The organism is Burkholderia sp. Cy-637, assembly GCF_011753175.1.
GTDB classification, from domain to species: Bacteria; Pseudomonadota; Gammaproteobacteria; order Burkholderiales; family Burkholderiaceae; genus Burkholderia; species Burkholderia gladioli.
Genome location: NZ_VWWC01000009.1, coordinates 49,005 through 65,571, shown reverse-complemented (window position 1 = coordinate 65,571; position 16,567 = coordinate 49,005). Strand labels below are relative to the sequence as shown.

The following is a 16,567-nucleotide window of genomic DNA, read 5'->3' as shown; positions in this document are numbered from 1 at the left end:
CGCGGCGGCCGCTCAACGGAGAAAACAGCATGGAACAGGCATCGGCGCTGCTGCGCCACTACATCGAGAAGGTACGCGACCCGAAGGCGGCCGCGGCGCTGTTCGCCGAGGACGGCGTGCTCGAACTGCCGTACCTGACGAGCCTCGGCGCGCCGAGCACCGGCGCCAAGGGTCCGGCCGCGATCGAGAAGTTCATCGCCTCGCTGCTGGCCAAGGTGCCGGACTTCGCGTTCAAGGACGTGCGCATCCTGATCGACACGCCCGAGCAGGTTTTCGGCGAATACTCGGTCGAGGCGCTGGTGCCCTCGACGGGCAAGGTCTATCGGCAGATGTACGCGGGCCGGCTGGTCGCGGAGGGCGGCAAGATCAAGCTGCTGCGCGAGTCGCTCGACACGGTGGCCGCGCAACAGGCCTTCGCGCCGCCGGCAGCCTGACGCGGACGGCAGACGGCCGTACCGATATCAATCTCTCGCCATTTCCAGCAACCAGTCGCGCAAGGCCGTCACCTTGGCGCTATCCGCGAATTCGACCGGCGAGACCAGATAAAAGCCACGGTCGGTAGTCGCCACCAGGTCGAACGGCGCCACCAGCCGTCCGGCGCGCAGGTCGTCCTCGACATAGGCGCGCCGTCCGATGCAAACGCCCTGCCCGTCGACCGCTGCCTGCACCGCCAGCAGCGCGAGATCGAAGCTCATGCGTGCGCTGCCCGCTAGACGGGCGGGCAGCGCCGCCGCTTCGAGCCAACGTGGCCAATCGTCGGCCGTCACGCCATTGACCTGCAGCAGGGTGTGATGTGCCAGATCGGCAGGCTCGACCAGCGCCGGCCCTCCCGCCAGCAAGCTCGGGCTGCAAACCGGCAGGATCTCGTCGCCCATCAGCCGGTCGCAGCGCAGCCCCTTCCAGTCGCCGTGACCATAGCGAATTCCCACGTCCGAACCGCCGGCCACGAAGTCGACGAAATCGGTCGAGGCGCCGATGCGGATATCGATGCCGGGATGAGCGCGGCGAAACGAGCCGAGACGCGGCAGCAACCATTTCGAGGCGAACGTGGCCAGCGTGCTGATGGTCAGCGTGGTGTCGCGGCCGCCTTCGCTTAGCTGTTCAGTCGAGAAGCGCAATTGCTCGAAGGCCAGGCTCACGCCTTGCAGGTATGCCTGCCCGGCCGGCGTCAGTTCCAGGCGCTCCCTGAGGCGCCGGAACAGCCGAATGCCCAGCTCATCCTCCAGCCGACGGACCTGGTGACTGACGGCCGTCTGCGTGACATTCAACTCGGCCGCCGCGCGCGTGAAGCTCATATGGCGTGCCGCGCATTCGAATACCTTCAGGCCGTTCAGCGAGGGAAGTCTTGCCGCCATGGAATGTGGTCAAGGAAATGGAGCCGTCGAAGACGGGAAGGCCGCTCCGGCCCCGGTGTCGAAACCGGGCCGATCAGGCGCGTCGATTCTAGCGCATGAGAATTTCTCATGTCCTGCCCGGCGAGATGTCATTTGTCGGAAATATGGCGACGCTGCGATGCTGTCAGTCGAATCGATTTTCCCGCCATCATTTCCTTATCGCTTTCCTGATCCCACCTCTTATTCGAACGATCGCCATGAAGCTCTACTTCGCGCCCAATACCTGCTCGCTGTCTCCCCATATCGTGTTGCACGAACTCGGCTTGCCGTTCGACCTGGTTCGGGTCAACAACAAGACCAAGCAGACCTCGGAAGGCGGGAATTTTCTCGACATCAATCCCAAGGGTTACGTGGCGGCCCTCGTGCTCGACAACGGCGACGTGCTCACCGAGGGGCCGGCGATCCTGCAGTATCTGGCAGACCTGAAACCCGAGGCGCAACTGGCGCCGCCGGCCGGAAGCTGGGCTCGCGTGCGACTGCAGGAAACGCTCAACTTCATCACCGCGGAAATCCATGCGGGTTGCAGCCCGCTGTTCAATACGGCGCTGCCGGAGGACGTGAAGACGATGTTCCGGGATAAGCTGTTCAAGCGGCTCGACACGATGGAAGCCGCGCTGGCCGGGCGGGATTACCTGCATGGACGCTTCGGCGTGGCCGATGCGTATCTCTACACCGTGCTCGCCTGGCTGCCGTTCTTCTCGATCGACATCGCGCGCTGGCCGGCGCTGGCGAGTTTCGTGGCACGGGTCGGTGCTCGCACGTCGGTGAAGGCCGCGCTGGCCGCAGAGGACGCGACGATGGGGATTTGACGCCGAACTTTCAGACCCGGCCGATACCTCGCTCGATGCGAAGCGGCCACAATGAATGTGTTGGCTCCCTGTCCCCCGGCAGGAAGCCACACCCTGTTGGTAGTGTTCATCCCGCCTCGACGGCGGGATTTTTTTCATCGCATCGCGTTTCATGTCCCGCGCTCACCGCGGCCTGCCCATGATTCATCGCCCGTTCGCTCACTCGTTCATTCACTTTTGCCGCGGCGTTCCGGCACGGGACCACACGCGCCTCGCACCACGGCATCATGGCTGAAACCGGTTCGCCGTCGGTCGCGATCCTGATGATCGATCTGTGGCGTTGGCCCACCTCGGATCCCTGGGCCGGCCTTCACGAAGATGGCCGGAGCCACTGGCACATCGAGGGCCTGCTGGAAGCGGCCGGCTACCGGCGCACCCGTTTCGATAAAACGCACCAGTTGCTGTCGGCCTGCAATCTGCAGGTGTTCGACCTGTTCATTCTGCAATGCGAAACCACCTGCGAGCGGACCATCGATGCGATTCGTCAGTTACGCAACCGGTTCGGCGACATCACGCCGATCGTGACGGTCAGCCGGCTCGAATTGGCCAGCTCGCGACGTGCAAGTCTCGACGCCGGCGCGAACGAGCATCTGTCGAGCGCCCTGCGTGAAGGCGAGATCACATCACGGATGGCAGCCTGGCTGAAATGGTCCCACCACCAGTCCACGCGCAACCGTCAATGGCGTGCCGCCAGCTTCGAATTCGATGCCGCAACGCGCTGCGTGCGTGTCGCCGGCCGCGAGCATCATCTGACCGAGAAACATTTCCAGGTCCTCGCTGCATTCTTCATGAATCCAGGACGCAACCTCGATCGCGCGCATTTGAGCCAGCTCGTGTGGGGCTCGCTGGTCGCCGCGTCGAGCCGGCGGCTCGACACGCACATCTCGTGGTTACGCGGGCGGCTGGAACTGGATGGCAGACACGGCGCGCGGCTGGTCACCGTCTATGGATCCGGATATCGATTGGTGATGTCGGGAACCGACGAAGCCGGCGACGATATCTAGGCGGCATCGATCACAACCACCTTGCTCGGCGACATCTCGATCGTCGTGCAGCGCCATTCACTCCCGTCCCTGCGTCCCTCGCTCGTGATGCGACAGCCTCGCGATCAGCTCGGCATCGTTGCGCACGCCCAGCTTGCGATACGCCGCCTGCTTCTGCGAACTGATGGTCTTGTAGCCGCGCCCGACGCGATCGGCGATCTGCGAGATCGACAAGCCCTCCAGGCAATACTCCAACACGGTGCGCTCGCGCGTGGTGAGATCGGGATGCATGAGCAGCGTGGCGGCATCGTCGATCGTCTGCATGCCTGACGAAGCGGAAACCGGCAGCGCGAACCCGCCCGGTGCGGGCCGTGTCCCCATCACCCGCGCGCTGAAGTAGGTATTCCCGGCCGCCACCTTGCGAACCGCCTCGATGTGATCGTCGAGCGATTGCGTGCGGCCGATGAAGCCATGCACGCCCAGCTGGAACAGGCGCGCGATGGTATTCGCGCGCTCGTGTTCGGAGCAGATCAGGATGCGCATCGCCGGGTAGCCGGCGCGCAAGGCCCACACCAGATCGAGGCCGTCGCTGGCATCGAGCACATGATTCATCACCACGATCTCGAAGTTGGCGCCGGCGGCCAGCGCACCCAGCAGCTCGTCGGCCAGCCCGAATGCACCCGCCACCGCCCACCCCGGCTCCTGCTCGATACGCGTGCGAAGCGCGAAGCGAACCAGTTCGTGCGAGTCGAGCAGGGCAATCGCCAGGGACGGCACGTCATGCGGAATCGAATTCATACGGTCCCCTTCAGCCAGCTCATCAGCTCGCCCGCGCTGCTCAACTCGCGGAACACCGCCTCGTAACCATCGAAGCGCGTGGTGATCTCGCTGACGCGATTGCCGTAATGGTCGTTCTCGGCCTGCAGCACGTCGAGCAGGGTGCGCTTGCCCAGGTGATACCACTGATCGAAGAAGGCCTTGCGCACGCGGTCGGTCTCGTCGACCAGGTCGCCATAGAGCGTCGAGCGTTCGAGCAGGGTGCGCGCATCCTCGTCGGCCGCGCGGATCGCGTATTCCAGGTCGAGCCGTGCCTGTTCGACCTTGCGCTCGCTCGCCTGGGCCCGTGCCAGGGCGGCTTGCTGCGCGGCCCTGGCCGAGCCGCCCTGGAAGGCGTTCCAGCTCAGCGTGAGCATGGTCTGGAAAGGCTGCCGGCGATCGGCGATATCGCGGCCGGTGGTCTTGCTCACCACCCAGTTGACCGCGGGCCGCGACGAGGCCTTCACCGCGTCGGCCAGCGAGCGCGCCGCCTGCGCCTCGGCCCGCGCCTGGCGGATCTGCGGATGCTGGTTCATGTTCGAGAGCAGGCGTTCGAGGCGGGCCGGTTCGATATTCCAGGCGGACGACGAGGGCAAGTGCAGTTGCAGGTCGCCAATCAGCTTGCGCAGCGTCAGTTCGGTATCGCGCGCCTTCGCCGCCACCGTGTCGCGGGAAGCCAGCGCCTGCAGCAAGCGCGCGCGCGCCTGGGTCAGTTCGCTGGCCCGGCCGCGGTCGATCTCGACGATCTGGCTCAGCATCGTCACCAATTGCTGCATCCTGTCCACGAACTGCTGGCTGATGCCGATCAGCTGCCGCTGCTTGGCCAGTTCGACCATGGTGGTGGCCACGGTGTACGCCGAGTTCTCGCGCTGCGCGTCGTAGAACTCCTTGCCGGCGTCGGCCGTCTGCTTGCGGCTCTTGATCGTCTTGGACAGATAGCCCCAATCGAACACGGACGTGGTCAGGTTCGCGGTGACCGCCGTGCCCTGGCCCGGCGCGTTGCTGGCGGGCCCGGCGAACTCCACCGACTTGGAACGCGATGACAGCTGCAATTGCGGCCAGCGCTTGCCCTTGGCTTCGTCGACGTCGGCGAGCTGGGCCTGGTACGAGGCATAGGCGAACTGGACCTGCGGACTGCGATCGAAGGCGGCTTCCACCGCGGCGAGGAAGATCGGCCGCAAATCGCCGCGCGGTGACATCGAGGCGCTGCCGCTCGCGGCAGCGGGATCGGCGGCCCAGTAGTCGCCCATGTCGGCCATGTCGGAGAGCGAGGGAGCCGATGGCGGTGACGAGGCCTCGCCTGGATCGGCGAGATGCAGACGCTCGTCGCGCTCCGGGAAGCTTCGCGCCAGGCGTTCCCTGTCGAGTATCGTCGCCAGCGTGATCGGACCGGTTTCGGCCGATGCCAGCGACGCGCCGCCCGCCGATATGTCGTTGCGCGGCAGCGGCGTTCCCGCACCGGCCGTCAAGGTGCGAGCCCGGGTCCGCATCCGGGTTTCGGCCCACCGGATCGCCGTGGCCCAATCCGGCGCGGCGGCCGATGTTGGTTCAGCCGCGTTTGACGATGAAACTGGCGGCGATGCCAACGCGTGGGTGGATCGTGTGGGCCGCGCATCGCCCGGCGCGAGGCTCGGCGGCGGCGCCGAATCGGGCAGCGCCTGCTCGACGGCCCCCGCTGGCCGGCCCGGACGCGCCGACATGGCCGGCGATGCCCGTCGAGCAGGCGCTGCCTCGCTCCCGCCGCGCGCGGTCGACTCGTGCGCCTTCGCCACACGCCGCTGCTGCCACAGCGCGGTCGACTCGTGCGCCTTCGCCACACGCCGCTGCTGCCACAGCGCGGCAATCCTGAGGGCACGCTCGGTACGCGCCTCCCGCCGCAGCCGGCGAGCCGCCAGTTCGGCATCGTCGAGGCCGCTCACGTCATCGTCGGACAGGGAAATCGTCAAAACCGTGTCGACGGAATCGGTGCGTAGCGGCACATCGCCAAGCCGGGCTTTCGTGGCATCCGCCGGCCGGGTCGCGGTGGCCGCCTCGGCCACGTGCGATCCCGCGAACACGCCGGTCGCCAGCAGCAGCGACAGCGTCGTTCGACGCAAGGGCAGGTCGGTCAACAAGCCATCGCCCACCAGCGGCTCACGGCTCGGTTTAGTGGCTGCCATGGCTCATCGCTCCCGGAAGGCTTCCTGCGCCTTGAAGATCGGCTTCAGCAGGAAATCAAGAATGGTCTTTTCGCCGGTACGGATCTCGACGCGCGCGATCATCCCCGGCATGATCGGCAGTTGCTTGCCGCCGGCCTCCAGATAAGCGCGGTCGGTCAGCACCTGCACACGGTAGAAGGTCGCATCCTTGCCGGCAGCGGCCTTGGCGTCATCCTTCAGCGTGTCGGGGCTGATATAGCTCACCTTGCCCTTCAACCCGCCATAGATGCCGAAGTCGTAGGCGGTGATCTTGACCATCGCCGGCTGCCCCGGCCGCAGGAAAGCCACGTCCGACGGCTTGATCTTGCCTTCGACCAGCAGCTGATCTTCCAGCGGCACGATTTCGAGTATGTGCTCGCCGGGCTGGATCACCCCGCCGATCGTGTTCACGCGCACGTTCTTCACGGTGCCGTAGACCGGCGCCACCACGCTGGTGCGCGACAGCACATCGCGGCGGCCGACCAGCGACTCGTTGGTCTGCGCGAGCTCCAGCTCCAGCTTCGTCAGCTCGGAATTCGCATCGGCCTGGTAGCGATTGCGGCGCTCGACCATCTGCGACTTCAACTCGTTCGCGGTGCGCTTCATGCGCAGCAGCTCGACGTCGGACATCAAGCCCTTGGCGGCCAGCGGCTCGGCCAGCTCGATTTCCTTCTGCTGCAGCGCGTAGCTGCGTTCCAGCGCGGCGATGGACTCGTCGAGTGCGTGCCGCCGCGAGTTGTAGGCCTTGGTTTCCATCTGCACGACCTCGGTCTCGCCGCGCACCTCCGGCGGAAACACCAGCGGCTGCGAAAACGCCTCCGCGCGCAGCCGCGCCAGCGTCGCCTTCAACCCCACCGCCTTCGAATAGGCCTCGCGGTAGCTGGTCTGCGCGCGGGTCGGGTCGATCTTCAGCAGCATCTGGCCTTTCCTGACGATATCGCCCTCGCGCACGTTCATCTCTTCCAGGATGCCGCCTTCGAGGCTCTGGATCACCTGCTCGCGGCTGCGCGAAATGACGGTGGCCTCGCCCTGCGTGATCTCCTCCACGCGCGCGAACCGGGCCCAGATCAGGAACGCGACGAGCAGCATGGCCAGCACATGGAGCATCAGCTTCGAGCCCGGTGACGACTGCGTGAGCAAGGCCACGCGCATGTCGCTCATGTACTCGAGCTCGGCCTTGCTCATCGTCGGCTTGTCGCCGCGGCGCCACCACTTGCGCTTCGAAGTCATGCGCTGCCCTCCATCGGCTCGTTCGGCGCCTGCGCCGCGGGACGCGCTGCATCCGCCTCGCGCACGGGCCGCATCCGAATGGTGCGAGCGGGCCGTGCAGACGCCACCGCGGGTACCGCCGCCGCATCACGCGCGCCGGAATCGGGCGTGCCTTCGTGCTGGCCGGCGAGCCGGGCAAGAATCGTCTCCTTGGGCCCGTCCGCCACGATCCGGCCATCCTCGACCACCACGATGCGCTCGACCAGCGCCAGCATCGACGGCCGGTGCGTGACCACCACCAGCGTCTGCCCTTGCGTGGCGCGTGCGAGGTGGGCGATGAAGGCGGCCTCGGTCTGCGTGTCCATCGCGCTGGTGGGTTCGTCGAACAGCAGCAGTTGCGGCCGGCCGAGCAGCGTGCGCGCCAGGGCAACCAGTTGCCGCTGTCCGCCGGACAGGCCCGCGCCACCCTCGCCGATCGGCAGGTTCACGCCCATCGGGTGCCGGGCCGCCACCTCGTCGAGCCCTGTCAGCTTCAGCACGCGCAGCAATTCCCCGGTGGTGGCGTCGGGCCGCGCGATCATCACGTTCTGGCGCAGCGAGCCATAGAACAGGCGCACGTCCTGCCCGACGTAGCCGACCGCGCGCCGCCAATCGGCCGGATCGATCTGCTCGACCGCGAGGCCGCCGAGGAACATCGCGCCCTGGGTCGGCATGTACATGCGGCCCATCATGCGCAACAGGGTGGATTTGCCGCTGCCGATGCGCCCGAGCACGGCCACGCGCTCGCCGGGATCGATGGCAAGGTGGATTCCCTTGAGGATCTCGGGATTGGGTTGCATCGGCGGCGCCGGATAGGCGAAGCGCAGCGCCTTGAGCTCGACGCGTCCCGCGAGGGGAGGATCGGCCAGGTATTCGCGGCTCGGATCGCGCTCGGACGGCATGTCCATCAGGCGGTTCAACGATTCGAAGGCGGCCTTGGCCTGCTGGAAGCGCAGCGCGAGCCCCATCACCGCATTGAGCGGCGCGGTGGCGCGCCCGGCCAGCATCACCGAGGCGATCAGGGAACCCTGGGTGAGGCGTCCTTCGGTGATCAGGTAGACCCCGGTGACGATCAACACGACCGTCTGCACCTGCTGCAGGAACTGCACGATCGTCATGGCGCGCGAGGAGAGTGCCTTGGTGCGCTGCGAGGTGGCCGCCTGCATCGCGCTGAAGGTTTCCCAGCGCTTCTGCATGTAGCCCTCGCCGCCGACCGCCTTCAGCGTCTCGAGGCCTTCGATGGATTCGATCAGCACGCCTTGCTTGAGCGAGGCCTCGCGCAGGTTCTCCTTCATCGCGCGCGCGAGCGGCCACTGCACGGCCACGCTGATGCCGACGATGATCGGGATCATCATGGTCGGGATCCAGCCGAGCGGCCCGCCCACCGCGAAGATCACGCCGGCGAACATCAGCACGAAGGGCAAATCTGTGACGGCCGACAAGGTGGCCGAGGTGGCGAAATCACGCACGGATTCGAACTCGCGCAGTTGGTTCGCGAACGAGCCGGAGGACTGCGGCCGATGCTCCATGCGGATCGACAAGGCCTTGCGGAACAACATGCTGCCCATCACCAGGTCCGCCTTCTTGCCGGCGGCGTCGATCAGGTGAGCTCGCGTATGACGCGAGATACCCTCGAACACCATCGCGATCACCACGCCGATCGCCAGCGACCAGAGCGTGATGAAGGCCTGGTTCGGCACCACGCGGTCGTAGACGTTCATGGTGAAGAAGATCGACGCCAGGCCCAGCACGTTGATCAGCACGGCGCCGATGCCCGCGCTGTAGTAGAAGCGGCGATAGCGCCAGATGGTGCGGGTCAGCCAGTGGCCGAGCGGCTCGGGAGTGAGCTCGCCGGCGCGCATGTCGACCTTGGCGGCCGGCTTCACGAGCACCGCGAAACCGCCATAGAGTTCGGCGAGCTGTTCGTCGCTGTACTCGACGGGCCCGCCCGCGATCTCCGGCATCCAGACTTGGCAGAGCAGCGCGCCGCGGCGCTCGGACTCCGTGTCGCGCCGCACGCCGAGCAGGACACAGCCGCCCTTGTCCTTGCGGATCAGCAGCATCGGCATCAGATGGCCCGGCAACATCCGCAGCTCGCGCTCGACCATCCCGGCCTGCATGCCGGCGTTGGCGAATGCGTCGATCACCATCGTCGGGGCCAGGAAGCCGAACTTGGGCAAGCCGGCCGTCATGGCATCGCGGCTCTTGCCGAAGCCATAGTGCTCGCAAAGCCAGCTCACGCAGTCCAGCAGGCTGTCCTGGTAGGTCGCTTCGCTCCTGGGTATCGCATCCTGCTGGTCTGCCCCGCCGGGCAAGGTGTTCGCGGTCATGCTGCTTTCTCCCGACGCGGCGGAAAGCAACGAAACCGACCTTGGCCGCCCACGACGCGCGCGGAGCAGCGAAAGCCTGCCGACCGTGTACCCTCACAACGCGAAGTAGCCTGAATACGTGAAATTCGTCAGAGGATTCTGAGGAGCGCGGCCGATCACGGAAAGCTGACCGGTCAGAAAACGCGCAACTGCTTGCAGTTGCGCGTCGATCGGGCGGGCGGAGAAACCTCAGGTGGGATGGATGTCGATGCCGTGCAAGACGGACCAGTCCAGTTGCGGCACGCCGTTGTCGTGGGAGAGATGGGACATGCCGGCGCCTGCTGCATCGTTCGACGTGCGTGGGTCGGATAGGTCGCTCGCCAGTCTCGGTAAATCGGCCGCGCCCGTTGCCGGCTTCTCCAGGCTGCCGTTAGCGGGAAACAGGTCCGGCGAACCGTCCTGCAGCAGATCGGACAGCGACAGCTTCAGCGCATCCGGCCGATCAGCATGAGCCGCCCTGTCGAGCCATGCCGGCTCGACGCCGTCGGCGGCGTCACGGACATGCGGCGACACCTGTGCTTCCGGCCGAACCGCCTCGGCGATGGGCTGGCTGCCCGGTCGACCGACATCGGGCGCATCCTCGCCGTGCAATCGCGCCGACGTGACCGGCGCTCCCGCGACCGCCGGCACCTCATGCGCGGCGCTTGCCGCATCCGCGACATGTCGCTCCGGTGGAACCTCGCGAGCGGTGGCATGCATCGCGGCGTCGGTCGCGGCGTCATCGATCGGCGGCGAGGCGAACAGCGTATCCAGTCGATACCAGGCATCCTCGATCTCGATCACATACATATTGCTCGGCCCCAGCATTTCTCCGTTCGGCCCTTCCGCGATCACCGAGAACGCGTGGACGCCCTCGTCCAGATCGTGATCCGGAACGTAGGACCAGCGGCCGTGCCCATCGGCGCGCACCGAGCCGATCAGGTCCTGCGCGTTCTCGTAGAGATAGACCAGATAGCCGGCCGCCGCCGTGCCGACGATATGCGGTCGCAAGGCATCCGTCGAACCATTGGGCGCGACGACATGGTGGGCATCATCATGGATGGCGGTAATGGCCGGCTCGGGCGGCGGCGGCGGCACGGTCGTGTCGACCTTGAAACGGAACGGCTCGCTGGGGTTGCTGAGAACACCCGTCACGCCGATTACGCGAGCCGTGATCTCATGCGGGCCGTCGAGCAGATCCCCGGCCGGCTCGAACCGCCAATTACCAAGCGCATCGGCCCTGGTACTGCCGATCCCGACCACCATCGTGCCCACCCTGTCATACAGGTAGACGAGCGCGTCGGCATCGGCGATGCCCTTGACCAGCGGCCGCGCGTCGTCGGTCACGCTGCTGCCGTCGTGATTGAGCGGCCCGATATCGGCACCGACGTCGTCGATCACGTCGATGATCAGGGGTTCGCGCGGCAGGCTGGTATCGATGCGCAGCGTATAAGGTTCGGACGGCTCGCTGACGTTACCCGCGATGTCGGCGGCGGTGGCCCTCACCTCGTAGACGCCGCTGTCCATGTCCTCGTCGGGCACCACGGACCAGGCACCCTGCGCATCCGCCTGCGCCGAACCGAGCACGATCCGCTCGCCATCGATCAATGCCTCGAGCGTGACGATCGAGAAAGGCTCCGACACGCCGCCGAACATCGGCTTCGTGTCGTCGGTGACGCCCGACTCCATGATGTTGCCGACCAGCGAGCCGACGTCGTCCATCACCATGGTGATGGCGGGCGGCTGCGGCGCCTCGGTGTCGATGACCAGCCTGAAGCCGTCGCTCGGATCGCTGAAATGGCCGGCCGCGTCCTGCGCGACGACGGTGAACACATGTTCGCCGTCGAACAGGCGCACGATCGAGGTGAAGGTCCATTTGCCGGCCGCGTCGGCCCGCGTCGAGCCGAGCACGGTATCGCCATCGCGCACGATCACGAGCGAGCCGGGCTCGGCGCGGCCGGTGAAGCCGGGTGTCTTGTCGTCGATGCGGCTGCCCGATGAAGTCGGCCGCTGGATCGGACCGACGTCGTCCATGGCCGAATCGATGGTCGGCCGGCCCGGCGGCGTGAGATCGATCACCAGGGAAAATGGCGCCGTCGTGATGGTCTTGCCGTCGAGCCCCACCGAAGACGCGGTCACGTTGTGCCGGCCCTCCGACAAGGCAACCGGCAGGATCAGTGACCAGTGGCCATCGGCATCCGCCAGCACGCTACCGACCTGCTTGCCGTCCACGCGCACCTTCACCAGTGAATTGGCAAGCGCCACGCCGGCAATCTCCGGGCTCCGCTCGTCGGTCGCCTGGCCCGGCTGCAGCGCACCCACGAGCACGCCCTCGTGATCGATCACGGACTGGATCGCGAGAACGCCGCCTGGATCGCCGCCGCTACTGTTGCCGAAGGAGCGGGTATCGACCGTGAAGTTGAGTGCCAGGCTGCGCTCGGTGGTATTTCCCGCCGGATCGGACAGGGTGGCCGAGAAACTGTGGGGGCCGTCCGCCAGCGGCTCGCTCGGACGAAATGTCCAGGTATTGTCGGCCTTGACACGCGTATGACCGATCACCTGATCGCCATCGTAGACCGTGACCAGCGTGCCCTTATTGGTCATGTAGATGAGGTTTTCACCCCTGCCTCGATAGATCGGCATCGCGTCGTCAGTCACGCCATCGGGGCGGATGTATCCTTGCGAAGAACCGACATTGTCGGTCAAGGTCTCTTTGTTCAACAGCCATGTGCCGGGCGGAAACGAGGCCGAGACTAGCTTGAAGGTCTGCAGGGACGGTGTATCCCGCGCCCCCGCCGCCAGCCGGAAGCGCTGTGGCTGACGTATCGGATCGAACAGCGGGCCGAAGTTGACCTCGAAAGAAAACCGGCCATCCGCGTCGCGGTCCACATGATACGTGCGTTGCTTCACCCACTCCTGGCCCCCCGGAAAATACTGCCCCTGGGTGTACAGCGTGACGGTGTCGCTCGTCGACCATCCCTTCAATGTCACGCGGCCGTGCGCCCAACTCCCGTAATGCAACTCGCCATCCTTCCATTCGGCGCCGTCGATCCAGGCTTCGTTGTGCCCCTTCTTGACCGGCAGGACCCGGAATTCATGGGGCTCGCTGCGCGCGCTGCTGTTGCCGGCCTGGTCCGTCACGACCGCCGTCAAACTGTGGCGTCCTTGGGAATAGGGCTGCGCCGGCACGAAACCCCAAAGGCCATGTGCACCCGCGGTCGTCGAGCCGATGACACGATCGTAGTCGTAGACCGTGATCACCGCGCCAGGCTCGGCATTGCCCATGAACTGCTCCATCGTGTTGATGGTGCCCATGTCGGGTTCGAGCGGGTCCGACTGATTGCCGAACACCCTCAGGTTCGTCGCCACTTCCGGCGACTCGGTGTCGACCACCAGATCGAACGCCCAGCTTTGCGGGCTGGTTCCCGAGCTTGCCGTGATCCGGTACTCGCCGTCGGCCAGCGGATGGGAAGGCGAGAAGGACCAACTGCCGTCGGATGCGGCCTGCACCGAGCCCAACGACACCCCGTCCGCGAATATCGTGACCAGAGAATCCGGCGTCGCCCTGCCCCGGATTTCCGGCGTGACGTCGCTGGTCGGCTGACCAGACTGCAGCAGGCCCTGATGCCCGAGCACCTGATGGAGCGCGATCATGCCGGGCAGGCTGTGCGCCGCCGAGGTGTCCACCCTGAAGTCGATCGCCTCGCTGCGCGGGCTCGGGTTACCGGCTTCGTCCACCACCACGGTCGACAGGCTGTGGGCCCCCTCAGCCAGCGGCGCGAGCGGCCGGAACGTCCATGTGCCGTCGGGCTGGACCCGCGTCTGGCCCAGCACCTGGTCGCCGTCCAGGACCTTCACGAGCGCACCCGGCTCGGCATGGCCGCTGTAGACAGGCGTCGCGTCGTCGGTCCTGCCGCCGTCGGCGATGGCACCTCGTGCCGGCCCCACGTTGTCGCGCAAGGACATGCCGGTGGACGGCAACGGCGCGACCACGTCGATGTCGACGAGGAATTCGCCGGTCCTCGCGCCGAGCGTGCCGTCGCCATTCTCCGCGGCCGCCGTGAAGCGATGCTCGCCATGCGCCAGCGCGCTGTCGGAACGGAACCACCAGCGCCCCGTCTCGTCCGCCGTCACACGGGCAAACTCGTCGCCGTCGAGATAGACGTGTACGACGCTGCCGGGCCGCGCCGTCCCCATCAAGGTCGGATTCTCATCGGCCGTCACGCCCTGGTGCGGGACATTCCCGCTGCCGGGCAGCTTGGCGTCGAGCACGCCCGTGATAGCCGCGGCGCTCGCCACACCGCCCACCAGCACCGTGAAGGGAAACGCCTCGCTGGCCCCGCTGATGCTCCCGGACGAATCGCGCACGATCACCTGGAGCCGGTGCTCGCCATCGACCAGCGGCGCCAGGGGCGGCGCCGGCTCGAATTGCCAATTGCCGTCGGCATCGGCCCGCGTGCTGCCGAGTTGCAGCGTCACGCCGAGCACATTGTCGAACACGAACACGACGCCATGCGGCGACGCGCTACCCTTGATGACCGGCTGCGCATCGTCGGTGCGATCGTAGGGTTTCAGCGGCCCGGTTTCCTGGCCAACGTCGTCGATCACCTCCAGGATGGCGGGCGGCGGCGGCTTGTGCCAGCCGGTGGTATCGACATTCACCACGAAGGCATCGCTCGCGGTGCTGAGATTGCCGGCATCGTCTCGCGCCTTCACCGTCAACTCGTGCGCGCCCTCGTCCAGCGGCCGGGACGGCGTGAAGCTCCAGCGACCGCCGCGGTTCGCCATGGTCGTACCGATCAGCAGGCCGCCGTCGTAGATCTCCACCTTGGCGCCCACCTCGGCCCGGCCCTGCAGGGTCGGCGTGGCGTCGTCCGTGAAGTCGTGACTGGCCAGTGCACCTTGCTCCTTGCCCACGTCGTCGAAGACCAGGTCGATGGTCGGCGGCCCGGGCGGCACGGTATCGACCACGAGGTAATACGGCGCCGACGGCTCACTTTGCTGGCCGAGCGGATCCGTCGACTGCGCCAGCAAGGTATGCGCACCTTCGGCCAGCCGATGGCCGGCATCCGGCACGAAGCGCCAGTTGCCCTGTTCGTCGGCGACCGCTGAGCCCAACACCGTATTCCCGTCCCGGATCGTCACGCGCGCATGCGGCTTGGCGACACCCTCCATGGCCGGCAGCGGATCGTTCGTGAAGCCGCCGTTCGGCACATCACCGGTGTGCGGCTCCACGTCGTCGATCACGCGAACGATCATGACCGTGCCTGGCCCGGATACGTCGATGCGTATCGTGTGAGGTTCGCTCGGCATGCTGCTGTTGCCCGCCGCATCCCGGGCAATCACCGTGAACACGTGCTCGGCCTCGGCGAGGGCCGATCCGGGCGTGAAACGCCAATTTCCTTCCCCATCCGCCACGCTCGATCCGATGACGTCGAGGCCGTCGCGCACCACCACGATGGCGCCGGCTTCGGCCTTGCCTGACAAGGTCGGCGACGCATCGTCGGTCATGCCGTGATCCGGGACCAGGCCCGTCAGCGGACCCACGTCGTCGTGCACGGCCTCGATCACCGGCCGGGGCGGCGGGGTGGTGTCGACAGTGACGAGGTAGTCGCGCGACGGCGCGCTGCTGTTGCCGAGGCGATTGACCGATACCACGCTGAAATGGTGATCGCCGTCAGCGAGCGGCGCGGCGATCGCGATCGACCAGGTTCCGCTCGCGTCGATCCTGGTACTGCCGATCGGCTCGGCGGCCCCGTTGTCGTAGGCCAGCACGACGGTGCCGATTTCCCCGCGCCCTTTCAGCGTCGGTGTCGCGTCATTGGTCGCCTCGCCCCGATTCACAATACCGATGCTCGGCTCGACATCGTCGATCACCCAGTCGAACAACGGGCGGCTCGGCACCGCGGGGCCGATCACCACGGCGAAAGGATCGGAGGCCGGACCGCCTTTGCCGTTCTCGGCGACCTCGATCGCGCTCAGGCTGTGCTCGCCAGCCGTCAACGGCTGCTCGGCGGGGATCGGGAATGACCAGCTACCGTCGGGCGCCACCGTCGTCGCGCCGGCCAGGCTGCCGTCGACATAAACGAGAATCGCATCCCCCGGCGTGTTTCCCGTGCCGACCAGGGACGGGCGCGGATCGTTTGTCATGCCCGTGCTCTCGATACGCCCGCCGCCTTCCACATCGGCAAGCAGGTAACGGATCGCGGGAGCGCCGGCCATGTCGTCACGCGCCGCCGCATCACCCGGGATAGATCGCACCGAGTTCGAGGATCCCGACGATGCCACCGCCACACCGGCAGCCAAGGCAGCAAGCCCGAGCGCGCCAATTCCGAGCGGGGTCCAGTCAGGCCCGCCGGCGGCATTGCCGGCGGCGGCTTCGGGCGCCGTCGCGCCGGGCAGGGCAAGCGTCGCGACGGCATCGTCGGCCAGCGTCGAGACCCCGATCGATGCCCCGTCGTACGAGTAGTACTGCCCGTCCGCGCCTTCGGCGATCAGGCTGCCGCCCGATCCGTAGTAATCCGCTATCTGGATCGGCGGCGATGCATCGCCATCGGCACCGATCCACAGATCGTCGCCGTGCCGCCGCACCACCGCTTCGAGCGGCGCCTTGCCGGTTTCCGCATCGACGAGGATGTAGCGCGCGTTCGGCATCGCCTCGATCCTGGCGATTGCGCCTGGAGCCAGCCGACGGGGATCGACGACACGCGTCACACCCTGGTCGTCGGCAAGCAAAATCTTGATCACGCTCAT

At 66.7% G+C, this 16,567-nt stretch carries 9 protein-coding genes; 3 read left to right on the top strand and 6 right to left on the bottom strand.

Going from position 1 to position 16,567, the window contains the following annotated elements:
• Positions 1–29: 29 nt before the first annotated feature.
• Positions 30–434, top strand: a complete 405-nt coding sequence (locus tag F3J10_RS04750; RefSeq protein ID WP_025099561.1) for a nuclear transport factor 2 family protein — start codon at positions 30–32, stop codon at positions 432–434.
• Positions 435–461: 27 nt separating this feature from the next.
• Here F3J10_RS04750 and gcvA read toward each other — a convergent pair whose 3' ends face one another.
• Positions 462–1,355 carry a transcriptional regulator GcvA gene (gcvA, locus tag F3J10_RS04745; RefSeq protein ID WP_166912731.1) on the bottom strand — a complete coding sequence of 298 codons (894 nt, stop codon included), beginning with the start codon at positions 1,353–1,355 and terminating at the stop codon, positions 462–464.
• 236 nt (positions 1,356–1,591) lie between these two features.
• On the opposite strand from gcvA, the gene gstA reads away from it, so the two are divergent.
• Together gstA and F3J10_RS04735 are read left to right on the top strand one after the other, a co-directional pair.
• Positions 1,592–2,203 (top strand): glutathione transferase GstA, encoded by a 612-nt coding sequence (gene gstA, locus F3J10_RS04740; protein WP_167230892.1) that lies wholly within the window; start codon positions 1,592–1,594, stop codon positions 2,201–2,203.
• Positions 2,204–2,469: 266 nt separating this feature from the next.
• Positions 2,470–3,246, top strand: coding sequence for a response regulator transcription factor (locus tag F3J10_RS04735; RefSeq protein ID WP_167241306.1), 777 nt, complete (start codon positions 2,470–2,472; stop codon positions 3,244–3,246).
• Positions 3,247–3,303: 57 nt separating this feature from the next.
• On the opposite strand, the gene F3J10_RS04730 is transcribed toward F3J10_RS04735, so the two are convergent.
• The 5 genes from F3J10_RS04730 to F3J10_RS04710 form a co-directional block, all read right to left on the bottom strand.
• Positions 3,304–4,023 (bottom strand): response regulator transcription factor, encoded by a 720-nt coding sequence (locus F3J10_RS04730; protein ID WP_167230876.1) that lies wholly within the window; start codon positions 4,021–4,023, stop codon positions 3,304–3,306.
• The gene (locus F3J10_RS36160) at positions 4,020–6,200 is read right to left on the bottom strand and encodes a TolC family protein (RefSeq protein WP_240155373.1); all 2,181 of its coding nucleotides are present in this window, start codon (positions 6,198–6,200) and stop codon (positions 4,020–4,022) included. Before F3J10_RS36160 ends, F3J10_RS04730 begins: the two co-directional genes overlap by 4 nt.
• A 3-nt stretch (positions 6,201–6,203) precedes the next feature.
• A complete protein-coding gene (locus tag F3J10_RS04720; RefSeq protein WP_167230880.1) occupies positions 6,204–7,448 on the bottom strand; it encodes an HlyD family type I secretion periplasmic adaptor subunit in 1,245 nt (414 codons plus the stop codon).
• Positions 7,445–9,796 (bottom strand): type I secretion system permease/ATPase, encoded by a 2,352-nt coding sequence (locus tag F3J10_RS04715; RefSeq protein WP_167241304.1) that lies wholly within the window; start codon positions 9,794–9,796, stop codon positions 7,445–7,447. Before F3J10_RS04715 ends, F3J10_RS04720 begins: the two co-directional genes overlap by 4 nt.
• Positions 9,797–10,024: 228 nt before the next feature.
• Positions 10,025–16,567 (bottom strand): Ig-like domain-containing protein, encoded by a 6,543-nt coding sequence (locus tag F3J10_RS04710; protein WP_167241302.1) that lies wholly within the window; start codon positions 16,565–16,567, stop codon positions 10,025–10,027.

Bases quoted from the DNA above. Each gene is read 5' to 3' on its own strand.
- F3J10_RS04750 (WP_025099561.1), top strand. From the start codon at position 30: ATGGAACAGGCATCGGCGCTGCTGCGCCACTACATCGAGAAGGTACGC.
- gcvA (WP_166912731.1), bottom strand. From the start codon at position 1,355: ATGGCGGCAAGACTTCCCTCGCTGAACGGCCTGAAGGTATTCGAATGC.
- gstA (WP_167230892.1), top strand. From the start codon at position 1,592: ATGAAGCTCTACTTCGCGCCCAATACCTGCTCGCTGTCTCCCCATATC.
- F3J10_RS04735 (WP_167241306.1), top strand. From the start codon at position 2,470: ATGGCTGAAACCGGTTCGCCGTCGGTCGCGATCCTGATGATCGATCTG.
- F3J10_RS04730 (WP_167230876.1), bottom strand. From the start codon at position 4,023: ATGAATTCGATTCCGCATGACGTGCCGTCCCTGGCGATTGCCCTGCTC.
- F3J10_RS36160 (WP_240155373.1), bottom strand. From the start codon at position 6,200: ATGGCAGCCACTAAACCGAGCCGTGAGCCGCTGGTGGGCGATGGCTTG.
- F3J10_RS04720 (WP_167230880.1), bottom strand. From the start codon at position 7,448: ATGACTTCGAAGCGCAAGTGGTGGCGCCGCGGCGACAAGCCGACGATG.
- F3J10_RS04715 (WP_167241304.1), bottom strand. From the start codon at position 9,796: ATGACCGCGAACACCTTGCCCGGCGGGGCAGACCAGCAGGATGCGATA.
- F3J10_RS04710 (WP_167241302.1), bottom strand. From the start codon at position 16,567: ATGAGCGTGATCAAGATTTTGCTTGCCGACGACCAGGGTGTGACGCGT.